Genomic DNA, 21450 nt, shown 5'->3' with positions numbered 1-21450 from the left:
GAGCGCCGCGAGACCGTGAGGATTGTGCGCGAAATCGACGATCACGCTGAGACCTTGGAAGCGCCACACGTTGCCCCGGCCAGGATTGGCGGCCGGGGTGCTGTCGAAGGCCATGAGCCCACGGCGGATCGCGGACTCGGGAAGGCCGAGCGCGATCGCCACCGCGATCGCCCCGAGCGCGTTCGCGATGTTGTGCCGCGCCGCGCCGCCGAATGCCAGAGGCACGTCGGCGACCGGCACGATCTCGCGCCATTCGTGTCCGCGCGCCACCTCGAGCATGTCGTCGTCGAGAACGCAGGCCAGGCCGCCTGCTTCCAGGTGTGCGGCCAGCGCCGGATGCGCGGGATCCAGCGTGAACCAGATGACCGGGACACGCAGACCACGGCCGCGCTCGAGAAGGAGTGGATCGTCGGCATTGAGCACGACGTGGCCGTTCCTGCCGATGGCTTTGGCGACCACCATCTTGGTGTCGGCCAGCGCTTCGAGGTCGAAGATGCCGAACTCACCCAGGTGGTCGTTGGCCACGTTGGTGACCAGTGCGGCCCGTGCCCGCGGCACGCCGAGTCCACGACGGAGGATCCCGCCGCGCGCGACCTCGAGCATCGCGATCTGGACCCGGCGGTCCCTCAGCACCGTGCGGGCGCCGTTGGGACCCGAATAGTCCCCGGTGGCCACCACATCGTCCCCGACCGTGACCCGGTCCGTCGAGGTGACGCCCGCGGTGAGTCCCGCGGCCTCGGCCATCGCGCCCAGGAGCCGCACGGACGTCGTCTTCCCGTTGGTGCCGGTGACCAGAGCGGTCGGAACGTCGAAGAGATCGTTCCACGGGATTCGTTCGATGACCCGCGGCGTCTCTTCCGCGGGCCACGCGCGCGAGCCTTCGCCGAGACCGACCGACACGCGGCGATCATCGGCGAGCATCGTGATGCCATGCGCCTCGGCGTCTCGCAGGAGCCCGAGCAGCCATGGCTTCCTCTCCCGCTCGATCGCAAGCCTCAGCCGGCTCACCGTGGATTCGAAGCTCTCGGAGGCTTGCTCGCCGCTCAGCGTGCGCGCCGCCTCGCGCCACGCCGCTTCGTTCACTTCGGTGGCGGCGTACAGCGTGTCGGGGGGAGCCGCGAACGCGAGGTTGAGGCCGTCTCGATGGGCGCGGTCCGCGACGACCGTTTGCTTCCAGCCAATGGCCGCCAGGATCCGATCGAGAGCCGAGCGCCAGGCTTCGGCCGCGGGCGCGGCGTCGGCGCCTTCGAGCGCGATGTCGAGGATGGCCCCGGGGCCGTCGAGCAGCAGACTGGGGCCGGTGAGGCGCCGCGAGTCGAGGAGCCTCATGGCGCCCCGTCGGGCATCAGTCGGTGACCTCGGTCTCGCGCGCGAACCGCACGCCCCGCTCGTCCCGGATCAGTCGTCCCTCCTCGAGGTCGAGATCGGCGCCCGACGTGTCCACGGCCGCGGGTGTCTGGGGGTGACCATCCTGCGGCTCCTCGGGATGGAAGTGCACCACCTGCTCCCAGGTCCTGGTCAGCGCGTCGGCGAAGATCAGCACCAGATCGCCGAGCCGCGCCCGGCGAAGCGCCGTGGCGACCGCTTCCTGCTCGTCCGGGATCATCTCGATCTGCTGAGTGGACACGCCTTCTTCCATGAGGGCGGCGCGCAGCAGGCGCGGCACCTCGTCGGCTTTGCGGCCGCGCAGCCCGTCGTCGCGCCGGCAGATGTAGAGGTCGAAGTGCCCGGCCGCGGCGCGCCCGATCCCGGCGATGTCCTCGTCGCGACGGTCTCCCGGGGCCGCGAGGACGCAGATCCGCCGCCCACGGACCTCCATGCGGTCGGACAGGTCGCACATGGCCTGGATCGCCGCGGCGTTGTGTCCGTAGTCCATGATGACCTTGAAGGGATGGCGGTCGTAGACATTGGTGCGCCCCGGCGCCAGCTCGAACGTGGTGTCGAACGTGCGCAGCCCCTGGCGGATGTCCTCGATCTTGGCGCCCATCGCGTAGGCGATGGCCGCCGCAGACATCGCATTCTGGACGTTGTGACGGGCGCGACCCTCGAGCGTCGAAGGGATGGCGTGCGTCCACATCACCGGCAGGTGAAGACCACGGTCGAACAGCGTGATCATGTGCCCGTTGACGCCTTCCTCCAGCACGCAGGCTCGGCCTCCGGCGCGGATGTGCTCCTTCACCAGCGGGTAGTGGATCTGCTGAGTCACATAGCAGACGTTCTTCGCCCGCGTGTGGTCGGCCATGCGCAGACAACGAGGATCGTCGGCGTTCAGCACCGCCGTGTCCTGCGCCACTTCGATGACGACGCGCTTCACCTCGGCGAGCTGATCCAGCGTGTCGATGCCCTTGAGGCCGAGATGATCGCTCTGGATGTTGAGCACCGCGCCGACCATGCACTTCCGGTAGCCCAGGCCGCGGCGCAGGATGCCGCCGCGGGCGGTCTCGAGCACCGCCATGTCCACGCTCGGATCGCGAAGCACCATGCGGGCCGCGACCGGTCCGGTCATGTCTCCCTTCACGGTGAGCTGGCCGTTGATATAGACACCGTCGGTCGTGGTGAGCCCCACCGTCCGGCCGGCGAGCTTGAGCACGTGCGCCACCATGCGCGCGGTGGTGGTCTTGCCGTTGGTGCCCGTGATGGTGGCGATCGGGATCCGCGCCGGCGTGCCGGGCGGGAACAGCATGTCCATCACCGGACCCGCCACGTCGCGCGGCGTGCCCTCGCTGGGAGCCACGTGCATGCGGAACCCGGGGGCGGCGTTCACCTCGCAGATCGCGCCGCCCGCGTCCTTGTAGGACTGGGTGATGTCGGGAGCGATGAAGTCGACCCCGCCGACGTCGAGACCGATGGCGCGGATCGCTCGGACCGCCATCTCGACGTTGTCGGGATGCACCGAGTCGGTGACGTCGATCGCCGTTCCGCCGGTCGACAGGTTGCCGGTGAGGCGGAGCGGCACGATCTCGCCCGCCGGAGGAATCGTCGCGGAGGTGTAGCCACGGTCCGCGAGGCAGCGCTCGGCCTGGGCGTCGAGCTCGAGGCGGGTGAGCACCTTCTCGTGCCCGATGCCGCGGCGCGGATCCTGATTGATGACCTCCACCAGCTCGCCCACCGTGTGCGTGCCGTCCCCGATCACGCGCCCCGGCACGCGCTCGGCGACGGCGATCAGATGGCCGTTGACCACGAGCATGCGGTAGTCGCGTCCGGTCACGAACGACTCGACGATCACCGCGCGGCTGATCTCGCGAGCCTGGCGGTAGGCGGTGCGGACGCGCGCGCCATCGCCCAGGTCCAGCGAGACGCCGCGGCCGTGGTTGCCGTTGTAGGGCTTGACGACCACCGGGAAGCCGATCTTTTGCGCCGCCGTCGCCGCCTCTTCCTCGCTCCAGACCAGGCGCTGCTGAGGGACGGGCAATCCGAGCGTGCTGAGAATACGGTTGGTCTCCTCTTTGTCCGAAGCGATCTCGACCGCGATGTGCCGCGTCTCGCTGGTGATGGTGGCCTGGATGCGCCGCTGATAGCGCGCGTGGCCGAACTGCACCAGGCTCTGGGTATTGAGCCGGATGGTGGGGATGTCGCGCTCCTCCGCGGCCCGAACCAGAGCGGCGGTGCTGGGACCGAGCGCGCGCCGCTGCGTGAATCGAATGAACTCGTCGCGAGCGGACGCGAAGTCGAACGAGGCGGGCGGCGAGTCTTCGGCACGCAGCGAGTCGGGGAGGAGCGAGCTCACCAGGCGCATCGCGAGCTGCGCGGCTTCGAGTCCCACCTCGGCTTGCTCGTACTGGTAGACGATGTCGTAGACGCCGGTCTTGCCGGCGTCGCGGGTCTTGCCGAACGTGACCTGGGCGCCGGCGATGTTCTGCAGCTCGATGGCGACGTGCTCGAGCACGTGCCCGAGCCATGTGCCCTCGTCTTCGGTGAGCCGCCGGACGAAGCCACCCGGCTCGCCGTAGGAGCAGCCGTGCTCCTTGAGGCCGGGGAGCGCTGTCAGCAGTCCTTCCACGAAGCTCGATCCGAGCCTCATGCTCGGCCACTGCTCCAGCTCGCCGAGATCCACCGTCAGCCGGATGACGGGGAAGTGGGCATGGATGCTGGGTCCGAGATAGACGGAGGAATCGAGCAGCTTCATCGAAGGCCCCACGCTGCGACGCGCGCGCGCGCCGAAAATCGTCACGTTCGAGGGGCGGAGAGATTAGCAGGGACCGGGGAGTCCGTCAGCCCCGGTCTGGAGGAGCCCAGGCAGGCGAGCGGAATGCCGTATCGCTCGTCGCGCTTTCGATCGCACACACGCGACTTCGCGCTCGTCGCGAAGCGGCATCTCCGCTCGCCTCGTTTGCCTTAGCCCAAGCAAAGGCGAGCGGAACGCCGTATCAGATCGGCTCGGAAACCGTGCGCACCACCTTGGCCGTGAGCTTCTCGGGCGCGTGCTGGGCGATGTCGGCCTGCGAGGCCATTCCGGTGCATGAACCGGCGTCGTCCACCACCGGCATGCGACGCACGCGCTTCTGGGCCAGCGCTCCGGCGAAGTCTTCGAGCTTGGTGTCGGGCGTGACCGTCACCGCGGGGCTCGTCATCACGTCGCGAGCGGTCATGCCGAGCGGGTTCATGCCGCGCGCCACGGCGCGCACGATGATGTCTCGATCCGTCACGACACCCACCGGACGCGGACTCGCGCCGCTCTCGATCACCGGGATCTGTCCGCAATCTCTGTCCACCATCATGCGCGCCACCTCAGGAAGCATCGTGTCCGGCGTACAAACCGCCGGGTTGCTGGTCATGATGTCTTTGACCTTCATGTTCTTTCCCTCTCGCCCTGATTTGCCTTGCGTGAACGGGCCGGGGCGGCCCGCGTGGCGGCTCGCGGTTTGCTCGTCTGAGGTGTGCACGGTGCGCGCCAAGAAATCGCGAAGCCTGGCCGCGCAGGGCCATCCCACGCCCTTCCCGCCAAGTCGCCATCCCGGCGCGAGTTGGCGGCTGGTCTCGAGGCCAGCTGCGAGGTGTTGGCGCGGGTCGGGCAGCGTACGGGTTACAAGCGGATTCCCGACTCTGCACAAAGGCTCACAGGCAGGGAGGTCCACATGCCGGAGAAAAAGACGATCGAGCGCGCGCGCAGAAAGCGCAGCTCGAGCCGATGAGCCGTTGGCGAGGAGGCCCGGTGAAGGCCCGGCTCGAGCGCGGCCCCGAGGAGGAGAGTCTCTCGCTCAAGGACTCCGCCGAGTTCCTGCTCGAGGAGTGCCGCATGGTGCTCCCCGGGATCCAAGCCTTGTTCGGATTCCAGCTCATCGCGGTCTTCAACTCGAGCTTCGCGGAACGGCTGTCGCCCGGGGAGCAAAGGCTTCACTTGATCGCCATCGCGCTGGTGGCGTTGGCGGTGGCCATCATCATGACCCCCGCCGCAGCCCACCGGCAGATGTGCGCGGGCTCGATGACGAGAGCCTTCATCGCCACCTCGACGCGCCTGCTGCTGTGGAGCATGGGCCCGCTCGCGCTCGGGATCTGCCTCGATTTCTACCTGGTGGCGCGGCTGATCCTCGGCGGAGGAGCCCTGGTGCCCATGCTCGCTACGGGGTTGCTCGCGGTGTTCGTCGTGCTGTGGTTCCTCATGCCTCGAGTGCGCGTCCTGCGTGAGGCGCTCGCTCATGAATAGGCGCGCGTGCCCGTGCGCCGAGGTGGGTGGATAGCCATGGCTGCGCGGCTGCGACCGAAGACTCCGGGCATCAAGGGCGTGGAGCGGGTGGTGGAGCGCGAGGTCGAAAAGGCGCGGGCCTCGCTCGACGGCCGTCAGCCGCTGTCCGACGAACCGGTGCACGAGGCGCGCAAGCGGCTCAAGCGGGCGCGTGCCGGGCTCCGTCTCATGCGCGAAGCACTCGGGACCCGTGCCTACCGGCGTGAGAACCGGGCGCTGCGCGACGCGGCGCGCCCGCTGAGCGAGGCACGCGACGCAAAGGTGCTGGTGGAGACACTGGACGCCCTCGAGCTGGACGGCGCGGTGGATGCCCGGCGCTTTCGCAATGCGCTCGTCACCCAACGCCAGGAAGCCAGGCGAAAGGTCCAGAGCCCGAGGCGCATCGCCGCGGTGCTCGCCGACCTGAGGTCGGCGCACAAGCGCGTCGGCCGTGTCCGCACCCGCCGGCACGGATGGTCCGCCTTGGGCCCCGGGGTGCGTCGGACCTACCGAGCGGGCCGCAAGGCGTTCCTGGCCGCGCGGCTCGACCCGTCGCCTTCGCGTCTCCACGAGTGGAGGAAGCAGACCAAGTACTGGTGGCACATCGTGCAGATGCTCGAGCCGATATGGCCGCAGGAGCTGCGCCAGATGGCACGCCGAGCGCATCGTCTCTCGGATCAGCTGGGAGAGGACCACGACCTCGTCGTGCTCCGTCAGTCGGCGTCGCGCTCGGCCGACGCCGCCACCCGTCACGCGACGCTCGAGCGTATCGAACGCCGGCGGAGCGTGCTCCAGAAGCGGGCGATGACGCTCGGCGCCATCGTCTTCAGGGAACGGCCCCGGACTCTCGAACGACGTCTCCACCGTCGCTGGCGTGCCTGGCGGTCCACTCAAACCAAAGGATGAACGCGCACCCCTGGTGAGCGAGGAGGAGACCATGGACACGGGATCAGGGCACTCGGTTTCGGTGTGGATGGAAGACGAGCGGCTGGCATCGCGGCGCAAGCTCGACCGTGACCGCCACGCGGACGTCTGCGTCGTCGGCGCGGGGATCGCGGGCCTTTCGGTCGCCCACCAGCTGGCGCGGGAGGGCCGCACGGTGGTCGTCCTCGAAGACGGCCGGATCGGCAGCGGCGAGACGTCGCGAACCACGGCTCACGTCTCGAACGCGTTCGACGATCGCTACGCGCTGGTCGAGCGCCTCCATGGCGAAGGTGGCGCGCGGCTGGTCGCGGAAAGCCACAGCGCGGCGATCGAAGAGGTGGAACGCATCGTCCAGGAGGAAGGGATCGAATGCCAGCTCCAGCGTCTCGACGGTTACTTGTTCGTGCCGCCGGGTGATCCTCAGGACGTGCTCGAGCGCGAGATCGAGGTCTGTCACCGGATCGGCCTCAGCGAGGTGTCGTGGGTCGAGCGAGCGCCTTTCCCGTCGTTCGACACGGGACGCTGCCTGCGCTTCCCGCGCCAGGCGCAGTTCCATCCGCTGCGCTATCTGAACGGCTTGGCGATGGCGATCGAGCGGCGGGGGGGAGCGATCTTCACCGACACGCACGTCAGCAAGATCGAGGAAGGGAAGGACGGCGAACCCGTGAAGGTCGAGACCGAAGACGGTGTCACCGTCACCACCGGGCATGTGGTGGTCGCCACCAACACGCCGATCAACGACATGCTCACGCTGCACACCAAGCAGTACGCCTACCGAACCTTCGTCATCGGCGCCGCCGTGCAGCCGGGATCGGTGAAACCTGGACTCTTCTGGGACACGGAGCATCCCTATCACTATGCGCGCGTCGTTTCCCAGGATGACGGGAGCGAGATCCTCATCGTGGGCGGTGAGGATCACAAGACCGGGCAGGAAGACGACGCCGAGGACCGCTATGCGCGGCTCGAAGGGTGGGCACGGGAGCGCTTTCCCGACATGGGGGACGTCCAGCATCGCTGGTCCGGGCAGGTCATGGAACCGGTCGACACCGTGGCCTACATCGGGAAGAACCCCGGTGACGAGAAGATCTGGGTGGCCACGGGGGACTCCGGGAACGGCATGACGCACGGCGTGATCGCCGGAATCCTGCTGCGCGATCTCATCCTCGGTCGCGAGAATTCGTGGGCCAAGGTCTACGAGCCAAGCCGCAAGTCGCTGCGCGCGGCGCTCTCCTACACCAAGGAGAACCTCAACATGGCCGCTCAGTACGCGAGCTGGGTGACTCCGGGCGACGTGGACGACATCGACGACGTTCCGCGCGGCGCCGGGGCGGTGGTTCGCAGCGGCCTCAAGAAGATCGCCGTCTATCGCGACACCGACGGCACGGTGCACTGCCGCTCGGCCGTGTGCGTCCATCTCGGCGCCATCCTGACCTGGAACTCCGAGGAGCAGACCTGGGACTGCCCCGCACATGGATCGCGTTTCGACGCCAAGGGCAAGGTGCTCAACGGACCGGCCAATGGCGACCTCCAACGGGTCGACGAAGAGGAGCTGGCCAAGGTCCCGGTTGGGCGGAACGTTGCCCGTGAGCCGGGCGCCCGCGGGGCCTGATCGGCAAGGCCGAGCTTCTGCGCGAAGCTCGGCCTCTCCCTTGCTGCCGGATGACTCGCAACTTCGTCGTGTTGCGGCGCTGACTTTGAGTTCCCCCTGGCCGCAATGACTTAAACAGGATCCCTGCGGAGGGCCGCTTCCCCGCGCCGCGAGGGCGTTGAGAAGGCCTTGCAAGGCCTTGTAAATCTGTTTGCAGAAAATGCCAGGAGAGGCAGGAATGGCTCGCTATGAAGTGATGAGGCCGACTCCATGACCGTCACCGATCCAAGCGCTTCCAGGACGTCCGTCAAGTCCACCGGCATCCAAGGGCTCGACGACATCATGCGGGGTGGATTCTCCCCGCATCGCCTCTATCTGGTCGAGGGCGTGCCCGGATCGGGCAAGACCACGCTCGCTCTTCAATTCCTTCTCGAGGGAGCGCGACAAGGAGAAAAGGTCCTCTACGTGACCCTGTCCGAGACCGAAGAGGAGCTCCGATCGGTGGCGACTTCGCACGGTTGGCCGCTCGACGGTGTCTCGGTTCATGAGCTGGTTCCGTCGGAGGACAGCCTGCACCCCGAAGACCAGTACACGATGTTCCACCCCTCCGAGGTCGAGCTGGGCGAGACCACCCGCTCGATCCTGGTGGAGGTCGAGGAGAAGCAGCCGAGTCGTGTCGTGTTCGACTCGCTCTCCGAGATGCGGCTGCTCGCCGGGAATCCTTTGCGCTACCGGCGGCAGATCCTCGCGCTCAAGCAATTCTTCAGCGGCCGAGACTGCACCGTCCTCCTGCTCGACGACCTGACGAGCACCGATCACGATCTCCAGGTGCAGAGCATCGCTCACGGTGTGGTGCGGCTCGAGCAGCTGAATCCGCTCTACGGAGCCGAGCGGCGCCGGTTGTCGGTCGTCAAGTATCGCGGCGTGGGCTTCCGAGGCGGCTACCACGACTACGTCATCCGGCACGGTGGCCTCGAAGTGTTCCCGCGGCTGGTCGCCAGCGAGCATCAGAAGCAACCCGTGCTCGAACGGCTGGCGAGCGGCCTCGGGGAGCTGGACAAGCTGCTCGGCGGCGGAATCGAGCGCAGCAGCAGCACGCTCATCGTGGGGCCGGCAGGAAGCGGGAAGTCCTCGCTCGCCACGCGGTTCGCGCTGACGGCAGCACAGCAAGGAGAGAAGACGGCGTTCTTCATCTTCGATGAGAGCATCAACACTCTGCTGAAGCGCAGCGAGGGGCTCGGCATGGACCTGCAGAAGGCGATGTCGGACCGGCTGGTCAGCGTGCAGCAGATCGATCCCGCCGAGCTCTCCCCCGGAGAGTTCACCCACTGCATCCGCCGGGCGGTCGAGCAGGACGGCGCTTCGGTCGTCGTGATCGACAGTCTGAACGGCTACCTCAACGCGATGCCCGAGGAGCGGTTTCTCACCATCCAGCTCCACGAGCTCACCACCTACCTCGGCCAGGCGAACGTCGCCACCATTCTGATCGGTGCGCACGTGGGACTGGTCGGGGGCCCGATGGTCACGCCGGTCGATGCCAGCTATCTGGCCGATGCCGTGGTCCTGCTCCGCTACTTCGAAGCCGACGGCGAGGTGCGGCAGGCGATCTCGGTGATGAAGAAGCGAGGGGGGCAGCACGAACGGTCCATTCGCGAGCTCCGTATGCACCCGGGCGGAATCCACGTAGGTCCGCCGCTGCGCGGCTTTCGAGGCGTGCTCACCGGGGTCCCGGTATACGATCCCGGGCCCAAAGGGAACGGCGCGTGAGGGATCTCCACGACGATCACCTCGAGCGCCGCGTCCTCGTTCTGGCCCCGACGGCCAAGGACGCGGCGCTGGCCGAGACCATTCTCGACCGTGCCCTGATCGACGTGACGTGCTGCGCCCATCTGGACGCGCTGGTGGCGGAGGTGGAGCGCGGCGCGGGCGCCATCCTCCTGCCCGAGGAGGCCGTGGCCCAGCACGAGCGCGAGCGGCTCACCCGGTGGCTGGTGACGCAATCCCCATGGTCCGATCTACCGGTCCTGGTCATGGCCAGACCCGGCGCGGATTCCTCGACCGTCGCCCAAGCCATGGACCTGCTGGGGAACGTCACGGTGCTGGAACGGCCCATTCGCGTCTCCTCGATGGTGAGCGCGATTCGCACCGCGCTGCGCTCACGACAGCGGCAGTACGAGACGCGAGAGCACCTGCAGCGAATCCAGAGCAGCGAGCGCGAGCTGCGTGACTTCTTCGACAACGCCGCCGTGGGACTCCACCTGGTCGACGCCGACGGCATCATCGTGCGCGTCAACCGCACCGAGCTCGGGATGCTCGGCTACGAGCGCGAGGAGTTCGTCGGGCATTCCATCCGCGAGTTTCACGTCGATCAGGCGCTCAGCGACGAGCTGATGGGCCGGCTCGCCGGGGGAGAGCACCTCCACGACTTCGAAGCTCGCCTGCGCTGCAAGGACGGATCGATCAAGGAAGTCCTCGTCGATGCGAGCGCCCTCTGGGAGGGCGGCCGCTTCGTCCACGCCCGATGTTTCATGCGCGACGTGTCCGACCGCAAACGGGCCGAAGATGCACTCCGGGATGCCGATCGCCGCAAGGACGAGTTCCTCGCGATCCTCGCTCACGAGCTGCGTAACCCGCTGGCCCCGATCCGCAACTCGCTCCACATCCTGCGCCTGACCAGACACGCCGATCCCACCGCCGAGCGGGTCACCGAGCTGATGGAGCGCCAGGTCAATCACATGGTCCGGCTCGTGGACGACCTGCTCGAGGTGTCGCGCATCACCCGTGGCAAGATCGAGCTGCGCACCGAGCTGGTCGAGCTGGCGGGTGTGGTGCGCGGAGCGGTCGACACGAGCCGCGGTCTGATCGAAGCCGCGGGGCACGCGCTCCAGCTCGATCTGCCGCCCGAGCCGATCACCGTCGAAGGCGATCCGGTCCGGCTCACGCAGGTCTTCGCCAATCTCCTCAACAACGCGGCCAAGTACACGAACGAAGGGGGAGTGATCCGCCTCGTGGTCCGGCGCGATGGCCCAGGCGTCGCGATCTCGGTCCGTGACAACGGCACCGGCATCCCCGCCGAGATGCTGCCGCGGGTGTTCGATCTCTTCACGCAGGGCGACCGCTCCGCGGGACGCGCCCAGGGCGGCCTGGGGATCGGACTGACGCTGGTGAAGATGCTGGTCGAGATGCACGGTGGAACGGTGGAAGCGTTCAGCGAGGGGGCAGGACTTGGAAGCGAATTCGTGGTGCATCTGCCGCTGGTCGAGCGCGAATCGGTAAGGATGGGCGTGAACGAGCCGGTCGCCCCCACCAACATGCTGCCGCCGCGGCGGATTCTGGTCGTCGATGACAACCAGGACTCTGCATCGAGTCTCGGCATGCTGCTCAAGCTGCTCGGCGCGGACGTGCACGTCGTCTACAGCGGTCCCGAGGCGCTCTCGGCGGTCAGTGATTACAGACCCGACGTCGTGCTGCTGGACATCGGCATGCCGGGCATGGACGGGCACGAGGTCGCCCGCCGGATGAGACTGCTGCCCGAGGGCCGCGACGTGACGCTGATCGCGCTCACGGGATGGGGGCAGGACAGAGACCGCAGGAATTCGGAGCTCGCGGGCTTCGACTATCACCTCATCAAGCCCGCCGACGTCAGCGCGCTCGAGAGCCTGCTCACGTCACTGGGAACCGGTTCCGCTGAACATCGGGCGCGCTTCGCGCCCGGCGGCGCCCGTTCCAGATTCCGCTCGCCTGCCTGAGCTGAGCCGCTAGTCCTCGTCGGCTTCGGCGCGGATCGCCGTGGCCCGTCGCTCGTGGAGGTTGTACCGCGCGCCGCTGACGAGCACGTGGATCTTCACGCCGATCATGGTGACGGGCTCACCCAGCTTCGCCTGGTCCATCGAGGAGTACTCCATCTCGGCCGGGTCCACGATGGTGACCGCGCCGCTTCCCACCACCTCCAGCGTGTCATCGGGACCGATGAACGCCGCGGTGTCCTCGTCGAGGCCGACTCCGTGAGCGAACGGGTTGTAGGCCAGGGCCGCCAGCAGGCGTCCCAGCCGATCACGCTGGCGAAAGTGCTGATCGACCACGACGCGGTTGGTGAGGCCGAGCCCGGGGGCGAGCGAGACCATGCCGGCGCGCGGCGTGGAGCCTTCGTCCCCGAAGGCGATCATGTGCTCGGAGAGAAAGGCGGCGCCGGCCGAGGTCCCGGCGACGTGCGCGCCGCTCGCGTTCATGAGCCGCAGCGCCTTGGCCACCGGCGTGCCCCCCAGCGTGGTCCCGAGGCGCACCTGGTTGCCGCCGGTGAGAAAGATCCCGTTGGCCTTCTCGAGCACCGCCAGCTCCTCGCGGTCTTCGCACTGCTTGCGAGACTCGAAGGGGAGCACCCAGACCTTCGCGGCCTTGAGATCGCGGAACAGCTCCTCGTAGCGGCGGCCGGTGGATCGCAGCTCGGACGCCGTCGGGATGACCGCGATGCGCGCTTCGCGCTTGCCGCACAGGCGGACGAAGCGCTTGAGGATCGCCTCGTCCCCCAGCTTGTCCTCGGCTCCGCCGATCGGAACGATGAATCCGCGCTGCTGGCCTTCAGGCACGCGAGATGGGCTCACGAAGCGTCCTCCCTGACGCTGTTATCGGTCATGAAGATGCAGATTCGTAACACGAAGCTCCAGGGTGTGGGCTCGATCCCGCCTCCGATGCGGGAGGCCCGGTCCAACGACCGGGCGCGATGCACGGCGAGCGTAACAAGGCGCTGCCGGCGCTTCAAGCGATGGACGTGGATTCCCGGCGCGCGATCACCAGCATCTCGCCGATCGGAAGCGGCACCACACAGTCGAGCACGCGCGAAGGAAGGACGCGGGAGAGCGAGCGCAGCGGGCGGTGCAGGGTGGGGTTGTATTCGGCGAGCTGCGCGAGCGAGTAGCGGTAGCTGAGCGGCTTGGAGATCGACGCGACGCGCTCCGTGGCGAATCCCGCGCGCGAAAGGAGCCTGCGGATGGTCGAAGGACCGAAGTAGTGCAGGTGCTCCTCGGGGATGTAGAAGAACCACCGCCACCCCATCAATCGGCGGATCGCGCTGTCGCGGTTCGGCAGGGTGATCACCAGCTTGCCGCCCGGCGCGAGAAGAAGGTGAATCGCTCTCAGGCTCGCCACCGGGTCGATCGCGTGCTCGATCAGGTCGAACGCGCTGACGACGTCGAACGGCGCCTCCGCGCGATAGTCCTCGAGCCTCGTGGACTCGACCGGCACCCCTCGCGCGCGAGCCTGGGCCACCGCGACGTGAGAGAGGTCGATGCCGTGGGCGTCGATGCCCCGAGCGCGCAGGAACTCGACGAACACGCCGTTCGACGCGCCGACATCCAGCCAACGATGTCCCGGACATTCGTCCCGGATCATCCGGAAGCGATGCTCGGCCGTGAGCCGCTTGAGCTCGACGGCGGAGGCGAACTCACGGTAGAGGCCGGCGGCGTAGGAAAGCTCATAGAAGGCCTGGAGGTCGGCGATCGCCGGCAGGGGATATTGCCGCTCGAGGCCGCACTCCGTGCACTTCCAGAAATCGCGGCCCTTCTTGGTGAACAGCTTGCGGAAACGGGTTCCCTGACAGACCGGACAAGGCAGGCCGGCGTTTTCGGTGACTCCGTTGCGCGTCAACCGATCCTCGGAAGGGGAAGATGGCGACTCTCCACGGCCGCAAGCGAGCGGGAATCATAGGATGGAAGGCGCGCCGCGGTGAAACCGACCGGCTGGAAAAACGGAAGCCCGGCGTCCTTCGGGGGACGCCGGGCCGGCGCGCGGGTCCCGCTCGCGGCTAAGACTCCTCGCCCTCGTCGTCATCGTCGGATTCGATGACCGTGCGCTTGCCCTTGGAGCCCAGCGTGCGGAGCTCGATGGACCCGTTGACGGTCGAAAGCTTCATGTCGTGACCGCCCTTCCCGATCCGCCCGTCGATCCGCCGGTTGAAGTGCCTGCCCTTCACGCTCAGCGGGAAGTCGCTGTGGATCGAGCCGTGCACGGTGCTGCCGCTGACGTCCGCGTTGATCGAGCTCGGCAGCTCGACCAGCACGCGGCCGTTCACCGTGGTGAACTCCACGTCGTCGTCGAGCGGTGAGCCGATACGCGCCCTGACGGAGCCATTGACGGTCGTCGCCGAGGCGGTGCCGGACGTCGTCACCGTGATGCCGCCGTTGACCGTGGTCGCCTCCACGTCGCCCTTGACGTCGTGGATCGCGATGCTTCCGTTGACGGTTTGCGTGACCAGATGAACGCCGGCCGGGACCTGGAGCTTGAACTTCACCCGAACGTCGTTGTCCCGGACCTGATGCCCGCGATCCGACTGGCAATCGTTGAGCGTGCCATCCGGCCGGGGATAGCGGGCGCAGATCAGAATTCCGTCGGGCGTCTCGGTGGCCTCGACTTTGACCTCGTCCGGGTCGCTCTTGCGGCCCGACTTCTCCGCGTCCACGCGCGCCTCGTTGCCCTTGGACAGCGTGGCCTCGATGCCGCCGTTGATCCCGTGGACCTCGAGGGTCTTGCCCGCGGCGAGCCGGCCGGTCCAGTGGAAGGGCGTGCCCTGGACGCGCGGCTTGCTCGACCAGTCCTCGTCCCAGTCATCGTCCTTCCCGGCGCCGGCGGGAAGCGCCAGCCCGAGAAGACCGATCGCCGTGAGGCCGAGGGTGATGAGGCCGAGGCCAAGGGCGACCGAGCCAGCGAGCCGGGCGGCCTTGTTGCGAAGGAGTTCGCTCAGGGTTCCCATCGTTCACTCCTTGTTCTTGCTCTTGGACTTGGGTTTCGGCGTGTGGTCCTGGTCGTGCTCCCAGTCGATCTCGTCTTCCTCGTCATCGGCGTCGTTCGCGGCCTCGAGCCGTGGCAGACGCGCGAGCAGCGCGCTCATCCGCGCCAGGCGCACCCCGCCCTGGAAGGATTCCAGCTCGAGCTTGGCCCTTCCGTCTCCGAGTATGAAGTTGAAGCGCTTGCCGGAGCGGCGCCCGCCCTCGATCTCCAGAGGGAAGTCCGAAGAGAAGTCGCCGCTGAAGGTGGATACGCTGACGGCGACATTGGGTTTCTCCGGCAGGCCCACGAGCACCGTGCCGTTGTGGGTGGACAGGTTGTATTGCCCGCCCGACACGAGGGGCCCTACGAAGACGATCGAGCCGTTCACCGTCGTGGCCTCGAGAGACTTGGCAGACACCTTGTCGAGCAGGATCATGCCGTTCATCGATTCCGCCTGGACGTCGCCGTCGATCCGGCGCAGCTTGACGCCCGAGTTGGTGGAGCTCACCTCGACCCGGCCCTTCGCCTCCTCGACCCGCACTTCGCCCTGCAGCGAGGAGGCCGTGACATCGCTGCCACCCTTGACGCGGACGTCGCCGTTGATGCTCTTGGCGGTGACCGCCGCGCGGGTGCCGTCGACGTCGATCTCGGCGGACATCCCGTGCAGATCGAGTGGCATCCAGGTCGGCACGGTGAGCATGTAGTCGACGCTCCCCGGCATCATCCGCCCGACCGCGGTCAGGCGGATGACCGATTGCGACCGGTCGATGTCGACTCGAGTTCGCCGGGAATGGCTGGCCTCGATGCGCAGCGCGTCCTTCGACCACGCGCGCACCTTGATGTCGCCCGCGAAGTTGTCCACCTCGAGCCGCGTGCCTTTGCGGACCGAGAAGGTGGTGTCGACGCCGCCGGTGGCGGCGAGGACGGTGAAGAGGAGCGCGGTGACGGCGTGAGTCATGGGGCGTCGTTCTCCATCATCCCTGAGCGATGGCGTACTGGGTCGCCTGCCGCAGGAGAGTCACTTTCTGCATCATCACCCGGGCCAGGTGCTCCCGGAGGTAGACGCTCGAAGGATCGGCCATGACCGCGCGCCGCGCGTCCGCGACCGCCCGGTCGATGATTCTCAGGTTCTTCTCCACCACCTGCACGGTCTTGGGATCGAGCCGCGAGCGCTCCTGCTCGAGCACCTGCTGCAGCTCCGCGATGGTGGCGTCGTACTGCGGATTGTAGAAGGCCGCCGCGAACGCTTCGTCGGCGTTCGTGATCGCGGGAGCCGGAGACTGCACCGGCTCCTGATTGGAGGCGACGGGGGAAGGCGCCGCCGGGCCGGCGCCGACCGTCGAGGTTCGGTCGCCGGACACCGATGGCCCGCGGGTGACAAGCCGCGGCGCCTGTCCCACCGTCCACCACATCGTGGCGGCCGTGATCGCCACCAGCCCCAGCGCGGCAAGGCTCGCCTGCGGCAGGGACAGCGACAGGCGCCATCCCCACCACGACACGGGCTTCCGCATCGAGGCCGGCCGTGCGCCGGCTTCGATGCGAGCGGCGATCTGCGGCCACAGATCGATGACCGGCTCGCTCGGCTCGAGCGCTCGCGCCTGGCTCACCAGCTCGCGCAGCTCCTCGACGGTTTCGCGGCACGTCGCGCAACCGCGCAGATGGGCCTCGAGCGCCGCGCGATCGCGGTCGTTGAGATCCCCGTCGACGTATTCGGAAAGGCGCTCGGTCCAGCGGTCGCTCATGGCTCAGGCTTTCAGCGCGGCGCGCATCAGCATGCGCGCGCGGTGCAGTTGGGCTTTGGAGGTTCCGGACGTGATCTTCATCATCCGGGCGATCTCCTCGTGTCGGTAGCCTTCGATGTCGTGCAGGACCAGAATCTGCCGCGCTCCCTTCGGAAGCTTGGCGATCGCCCCTTCGAAATCCACTCGCTGATCGGTGGAGACGGGTCGTGCGGGAAGCGTCTCCATCTCCTGACCCGCGTCGATGCGCTGGCGCTGGACCGACCGCGACTGGCGGTGCGAGAGGATGAGATTCACGCCCAGGCGGTAGAGCCAGGTGCCGAAGGCGCTTTCCCCTCGAAAGGTGCTCAGCTTGGTCCAGGCTCGCACGAAGATCTCCTGTGTCAGCTCGTTCGCGTCCTCGTTCCCGGCCATGCGCCGGGCCAGACTGTGGATCCGAGCGACGTGCAGCCGGTAGAGCCGTTCGAAGGCTCGACCGTCTCCGGCCGCTGCCAGCATCGCATCCGTTGCCTCCACACCCGCGGGCGAGGCCATTGGGTCGGTCTGCAGCATTCTCTCCCCGGAGACCCGTCTCTCGTTTCGTGCCCCGTTGGACGGCCAGCCGGGGGAAAGGGTTGGAATCCAGACGCTTCGGGAACGGTGGCGGGGGCCGCGATCCGCGCGCCAAAGGCCAAGCTGGAGCGCCCCATTCTACGGCGGAATCCGTACTTCGGATGCCGAAGTTTCGAACCGCCCCGGCAACCTTGGAGCAGGGAGGGACGTAGGACATCCCGCCGGGGGACCCATCTGACATTCCCCTTTCAACCCTTGGGGGCCGGGCGCTGTCTGACCGTTCCAAGAGGGCGCAAGAACCACCGCGCCCCGCACGAGTTTCTCGTTCGGCGGGAGGATCCGATGAAGAGGTCCCACGGCCATCGCACCGGCAAAGCCACCCAGGCCGCCGGTATTCTGGTGCTCGCCGTGGCCTTGGCGACGAGCAACCCCTCGGCGCAGCAGCGTGACCGCTACACCTTGAGTGGCCAGCAGGTGGCCATCCACAACGTGGCGGGCGAGCTGCGCGTCGAGCCAGGGACGGGTCCCGCGGTCATCGTGGAAATCGTCCGCGGCGGCAAGGACGCCGGCGCGCTGTCGGTGAAGACCGAAGAGCGGCTCGGCATCACCACGCTCTCCGTGGCCTATCCCGCGCGGCGCATCGTCTATCCCAAGCTTCCCGGGCGTTGGAACCGCACCCAGAGCATCGACGAGAACGGGATCTTCAGGGATGACTTCGAGCTCTTCGGCCGGCGCACGACCACGGTGAGCGGCACGGGATCCGGCGCCGAAGCCTGGGCCGACCTGCGCATCCTGGTGCCCCAGGGAAAGAAGGTGATCGTCCACCACGTGGCCGGACGCGCTCGCGTGCAGAACGTCGACGGAGACCTGGTCGTGCGTCACGGCATCGGCCCGCTCGATGTCCACGATGTTCGCGGCGACATCTCGCTCGATACGGGATCGGGCGAGGTCACGGTCAGCAACGTCCAGGGAGATCTCTCGGTGGACACCGGTTCGGGCCAGGTCACGATCAGCGGCGTGCGAGGCGGGGAGCTGATGCTCGATACGGGATCGGGCGACGTGCGGGCCACGCGCGTGGATGTGGACGCGCTCAACGCCGACACCGGCTCGGGCGACGTCACGCTGCAGGCGGTGTCGGCCCAGCGCATCCACCTCGATACCGGCAGCGGATCGGTCGATCTCGACCTCACCGACGACGCGCGGGAGATATGGGCGGATACGGGCTCCGGCTCGTTCACCTTGAGGGTCCCCGCGAACTTCGGCGCCGAGTTCGAGATCGAAGCCTCGAGCGGCGACATCGATCTCGATGTGAAGCACGAGGCCTTCGAGATCGACCGCGACCGCGTCCGCGGCAAGATCGGTGATGGCCACGGGCGTGTGAAGATCGACAGCGGATCGGGCGACGTGCGCATCCTTCCCGGGCAGGCGAGGGGAACGGGGCGAGTCGGGATGCTGGGGACGCTGCTGGCTCGCGACCTCGGATGAGGCCGGCTCACAAGCGATGCTAGTGTCCCGGCATGCGGAGATGGAAGACACTCGATCATCCCGATGACCGGGCCGATCTGATGCGCAGGCTGGGTCTGCTGCGCCCCGACACGCCCCGCCAATGGGGGCGCATGGACGCCCACCAGATGATCTGCCACCTCGCCGACGCGATGCGCGCCATCATGGGACAGATGCAGGTCAGCACGGGCATCACCCTGTTCAATCGAACCGTGGTCAAGTGGGCGGCGGTCTATTCGCCGTTGCCCTGGCCGCAGGGATACCCCACGAGGCCCGAGCTCGATCAACACCAGCACGGAACGCGCCCGGTCGATTTCGCGGCGGATGTCCTGCAGGTCGGAACGCTGCTGGAGAGCTTCACGGCAGCCGTGGCGAGCGGCGCCGTCCGCGCGCATCCGATCTTCGGTCCGATGTCCGGGAAGGAGTGGTTGCGCTGGGGCTATCTCCACGTCGACCACCACCTGCGGCAGTTCGGTGTCTAGACGCTCACCAGATCGAGGCCGAGCAGGCGCTCGCCTCCCGCTTCACGGAAGGTCGCCAGCGCGCGATCGCGCCCCGCTTCGGCGTCCGCGAGCAGCTGCCGGAATGTAGGGTCGGAGCGCAGCGGGTCGAAGGCCTTCGACCACGACAAGGTCGGAGCGGCGAAGTAGCCCTTGCCGATCGCGCTGCCGATCAGCGCAAGCCCGGCTCTCGCATCGCCGGCGTCGCAGAAGAGCCATCCTTCCTGGAACATCGCCTCCGGGTCGTCCAGGATCCCGACCGCGTGGAGCGTGCCGCGGATCCTGACCATGTCGTCGGTGCGCCGCTCGAGCCACGCGAGGAGGAACTCGGTCCACGGCTTGAAGACCGGAATCCGCGCGATGTGCGGGACGGCCAGCAGGTCGCGGCGCGCTTCCTCGCGGCGGCCAGCGAGGCCCAGCTTGATGACACGGATGACCGCGTCCGCGCCACCTTCGGGTGGAGTCGGGTCTTCTTCGAGCGAACGGGCGAACTCGGGCGTCAGCTGGATGGTCTGATCGACGCTGGTCGGAATGTTGGGATCGAGCCTGCGTGCCTCATGATGCGCGGCGATCGACTGCTCGAAAAGACCCGCATAGCGGCAGGCATGAACCAGACCGGCAAACAGCTCGGGATCATTGCCGTGGCGGCTGGCCTCGCCGAGAAGCCGGGTGAGCGCGCGGGGGGACTGCCCCATGTCGGCTTCCAGCGCCGCATAGTACTTGTGGGCCACCGCCAGGCGCGGGTTCAGCTCGAGCGCGCGAGCGAGCGCCTTTTCCGCTTCAGCCTGCGAGGCGATCGCGGGATCGATGTACTTCGCGATCACGCGGTGACACCGTCCGAGCTGGGCCCAGGCTGGAGCGAACCGGGGGTCCATCTCCACGCAGCGCAGATAGAGCTCGCGCGCCTCGGGAATGTGCTCGTAGCGCAGCGCCAGCTCGTTGGCGCGAAGGTAGAGGGCATAGGCGCTGGCGTCGTGCGGGCGATCGGGCGTCGGTGACGGGGCGCCCGTGAGCGGCAGCGAGAGCGCTTCCACCACGCGGCGAGCGATGTCGTCCTGCAGCTTGAAGAGGTCGCCCAGCGATGCCAGCACCGTGTGCGAGCTGAGCAGCGTGCCTCCGGGCGCTTCGACGAGCTGGGCCGTCGCCTGCACCTGATCGCCCGAGCGCAGCAGCGTGCCCATGACGACGCGGTCGACGTCCGCTTCGGCGGCCAGCGCCTTGAGGTCCGGGGTCTCCTTTTGGAATCGTGTCGCGGACGCGCTCGAGCGCAGCACCAGCGAGCTGAAGGCGGAGAGCGAGCTGGAGATCGCATCCGGGAGACTGAAGGCCAGGAAGTCGGTCTCCGGATCCGGACGCAGCACGCGGAACGGCAGCACGACCAGCCGGGTGAGCGCGCGCGCCATGGCCGGGGTCTCGTCGCCATACGCCACGCGCACGGCGCGCAGCTCGTCGGCCATGGCGTCTGCCGACGACGGGCGGTCGGCGGGACGTTTGGCCATGGCACGGCGGATCACGCGATCCACGGCGGCCACGGCCGGAGAACCGGTCAGTGCGGGTGGCTGCTCGTGGAGGGTGGCGTGCATGATCTCCACCACGCTGCGGCCGCTGAATGCGGGACGTCCCGACAGCGACTCGAACAGGATCGCGCCGGTCGCGAAGAGGTCGCTGCGCGCGTCCATGGGCTCGCCGGTGATCTGCTCGGGCGACATGTAGCGCGGGGTGCCCATCATCATCCCCGGGCTCGTCAGGTCGATCATGGTGCCTAGAGGCCGCGCGCCTTCGGAATCCGTCGGTCGCGCCAGACCGAAGTCGAGCAGCTTCACCCCGTGAGGGGTGAGAAAGACGTTCGAGGGCTTGAGGTCGCGGTGCACGATGCCGCGCGCATGGAGAGCCGACAGAGCCGCCAGGATCCCGAGCCCCACCGGCAACGCTTCGGACACGTTCAGCGAACCGCGCTTGAGGCGCTCGGCCAGCGATTCGCCTTCGAGCAGCTCCATGGCGATGAACAGCTCGCCGTTCTCCTCGCCAATCTCGTAGAGCTGGCAGATGTTCGGATGATTGACGCTCGCCGCCGCCCGGGCTTCACGCCAGAACCGTTTGCGCGCCGTCTCGTCGCCGGCCAGCGAGGTCATGGTCTTGAGGGCGACCTCCCGGCCGAGCCGCTCGTCCCGCGCCGAGTACACGATGCCCATCCCGCCCTGACCGAGCGTGCCGGTGATG

General features: G+C 67.9%; 17 protein-coding genes. 7 read left to right on the top strand and 10 right to left on the bottom strand.

From position 1 onward, the window contains the following. The 3 genes from VFQ05_15290 to VFQ05_15280 all read right to left on the bottom strand — a co-directional run. Window positions 1-1329, bottom strand: a 1329-nt coding sequence (locus VFQ05_15290; protein ID HET9328130.1) for a Mur ligase family protein, incomplete at its 3' end; no start/stop codon positions are given. A 16-nt stretch (window positions 1330-1345) separates the two neighbouring features. Continuing rightward, window positions 1346-4126, bottom strand: a complete 2781-nt coding sequence (cphA, locus tag VFQ05_15285; GenBank protein HET9328129.1) for a cyanophycin synthetase — start codon at window positions 4124-4126, stop codon at window positions 1346-1348. A 241-nt stretch (window positions 4127-4367) separates the two neighbouring features. After that, complete coding sequence (locus tag VFQ05_15280; protein HET9328128.1) at window positions 4368-4793, bottom strand: CBS domain-containing protein; 426 nt, start codon at window positions 4791-4793, stop codon at window positions 4368-4370. Between the two features lie 359 nt (window positions 4794-5152). Here VFQ05_15280 and VFQ05_15275 point away from each other — a divergent pair, with 359 nt between their 5' ends. The 5 genes from VFQ05_15275 (at window position 5153) to VFQ05_15255 (ending at window position 11923) form a co-directional block, all read left to right on the top strand. After that, the gene (locus VFQ05_15275) at window positions 5153-5644 is read left to right on the top strand and encodes a DUF6328 family protein (GenBank protein ID HET9328127.1); all 492 of its coding nucleotides are present in this window, start codon (window positions 5153-5155) and stop codon (window positions 5642-5644) included. Between the two features lie 36 nt (window positions 5645-5680). Further along, window positions 5681-6568 carry a CHAD domain-containing protein gene (locus VFQ05_15270; GenBank protein HET9328126.1) on the top strand — a complete coding sequence of 296 codons (888 nt, stop codon included), beginning with the start codon at window positions 5681-5683 and terminating at the stop codon, window positions 6566-6568. A 31-nt stretch (window positions 6569-6599) separates the two neighbouring features. Next, complete coding sequence (locus VFQ05_15265; protein ID HET9328125.1) at window positions 6600-8195, top strand: FAD-dependent oxidoreductase; 1596 nt, start codon at window positions 6600-6602, stop codon at window positions 8193-8195. Between the two features lie 249 nt (window positions 8196-8444). Continuing rightward, on the top strand, window positions 8445-9941 hold the full coding sequence (locus VFQ05_15260) for an ATPase domain-containing protein (GenBank protein ID HET9328124.1): 1497 nt from the start codon (window positions 8445-8447) through the stop codon (window positions 9939-9941). Next, window positions 9938-11923, top strand: a complete 1986-nt coding sequence (locus VFQ05_15255) for an ATP-binding protein (GenBank protein HET9328123.1) — start codon at window positions 9938-9940, stop codon at window positions 11921-11923. Before VFQ05_15260 ends, VFQ05_15255 begins: the two co-directional genes overlap by 4 nt. Window positions 11924-11932: 9 nt before the next feature. Here VFQ05_15255 and VFQ05_15250 read toward each other — a convergent pair whose 3' ends face one another. The 6 genes from VFQ05_15250 to VFQ05_15225 form a co-directional block, all read right to left on the bottom strand. Next, window positions 11933-12775: a cyanophycinase gene (locus VFQ05_15250; GenBank protein ID HET9328122.1), complete on the bottom strand. Its 843-nt coding sequence runs from the start codon at window positions 12773-12775 to the stop codon at window positions 11933-11935. A gap of 154 nt (window positions 12776-12929) precedes the next feature. Next, window positions 12930-13817, bottom strand: a complete 888-nt coding sequence (locus VFQ05_15245; GenBank protein HET9328121.1) for a methyltransferase domain-containing protein — start codon at window positions 13815-13817, stop codon at window positions 12930-12932. Window positions 13818-13974: 157 nt separating this feature from the next. Continuing rightward, window positions 13975-14919, bottom strand: a complete 945-nt coding sequence (locus tag VFQ05_15240; protein ID HET9328120.1) for a DUF4097 family beta strand repeat-containing protein — start codon at window positions 14917-14919, stop codon at window positions 13975-13977. A gap of 3 nt (window positions 14920-14922) precedes the next feature. Continuing rightward, the gene (locus VFQ05_15235; GenBank protein ID HET9328119.1) at window positions 14923-15894 is read right to left on the bottom strand and encodes a DUF4097 family beta strand repeat-containing protein; all 972 of its coding nucleotides are present in this window, start codon (window positions 15892-15894) and stop codon (window positions 14923-14925) included. Window positions 15895-15910: 16 nt separating this feature from the next. Then, entirely contained in the window at window positions 15911-16678 is a 768-nt protein-coding gene (locus VFQ05_15230; protein HET9328118.1) for a zf-HC2 domain-containing protein, read from the bottom strand. 3 nt (window positions 16679-16681) lie between these two features. Further along, on the bottom strand, window positions 16682-17173 hold the full coding sequence (locus VFQ05_15225) for a sigma-70 family RNA polymerase sigma factor (GenBank protein HET9328117.1): 492 nt from the start codon (window positions 17171-17173) through the stop codon (window positions 16682-16684). 396 nt (window positions 17174-17569) lie between these two features. Here VFQ05_15225 and VFQ05_15220 point away from each other — a divergent pair, with 396 nt between their 5' ends. Then, window positions 17570-18712 (top strand): DUF4097 family beta strand repeat-containing protein, encoded by a 1143-nt coding sequence (locus VFQ05_15220; GenBank protein HET9328116.1) that lies wholly within the window; start codon window positions 17570-17572, stop codon window positions 18710-18712. 32 nt (window positions 18713-18744) lie between these two features. Then, complete coding sequence (locus VFQ05_15215; GenBank protein ID HET9328115.1) at window positions 18745-19212, top strand: DUF1569 domain-containing protein; 468 nt, start codon at window positions 18745-18747, stop codon at window positions 19210-19212. Here VFQ05_15215 and VFQ05_15210 read toward each other — a convergent pair. After that, window positions 19209-21450 (bottom strand): protein kinase (locus VFQ05_15210; protein HET9328114.1); only part of this gene is annotated, 2242 nt, incomplete at its 5' end. The two genes, VFQ05_15215 and VFQ05_15210, sit on opposite strands and share 4 nt — an antisense overlap.

Source organism: Candidatus Eisenbacteria bacterium, from assembly GCA_035712145.1.
GTDB lineage: Bacteria > Eisenbacteria > RBG-16-71-46 > RBG-16-71-46 > RBG-16-71-46 > DASTBI01.
The sequence above is the reverse complement of the archived record's forward strand: the minus strand, read 5'-3'. Positions and strand labels throughout refer to the sequence as shown.

What these genes read in the sequence shown, in the direction of transcription:
- VFQ05_15220 (HET9328116.1), top strand. Translation starts at nt 17,570, where the DNA reads ATGAAGAGGTCCCACGGCCATCGCACCGGCAAAGCCACCCAGGCCGCC.
- VFQ05_15265 (HET9328125.1), top strand. Translation starts at nt 6,600, where the DNA reads ATGGACACGGGATCAGGGCACTCGGTTTCGGTGTGGATGGAAGACGAG.
- VFQ05_15225 (HET9328117.1), bottom strand. Translation starts at nt 17,173, where the DNA reads ATGCTGGCAGCGGCCGGAGACGGTCGAGCCTTCGAACGGCTCTACCGG.
- VFQ05_15270 (HET9328126.1), top strand. Translation starts at nt 5,681, where the DNA reads ATGGCTGCGCGGCTGCGACCGAAGACTCCGGGCATCAAGGGCGTGGAG.
- VFQ05_15280 (HET9328128.1), bottom strand. Translation starts at nt 4,793, where the DNA reads ATGAAGGTCAAAGACATCATGACCAGCAACCCGGCGGTTTGTACGCCG.
- VFQ05_15240 (HET9328120.1), bottom strand. Translation starts at nt 14,919, where the DNA reads ATGGGAACCCTGAGCGAACTCCTTCGCAACAAGGCCGCCCGGCTCGCT.
- cphA (HET9328129.1), bottom strand. Translation starts at nt 4,126, where the DNA reads ATGAAGCTGCTCGATTCCTCCGTCTATCTCGGACCCAGCATCCATGCC.
- VFQ05_15235 (HET9328119.1), bottom strand. Translation starts at nt 15,894, where the DNA reads ATGACTCACGCCGTCACCGCGCTCCTCTTCACCGTCCTCGCCGCCACC.
- VFQ05_15215 (HET9328115.1), top strand. Translation starts at nt 18,745, where the DNA reads ATGCGGAGATGGAAGACACTCGATCATCCCGATGACCGGGCCGATCTG.
- VFQ05_15230 (HET9328118.1), bottom strand. Translation starts at nt 16,678, where the DNA reads ATGAGCGACCGCTGGACCGAGCGCCTTTCCGAATACGTCGACGGGGAT.
- VFQ05_15260 (HET9328124.1), top strand. Translation starts at nt 8,445, where the DNA reads ATGACCGTCACCGATCCAAGCGCTTCCAGGACGTCCGTCAAGTCCACC.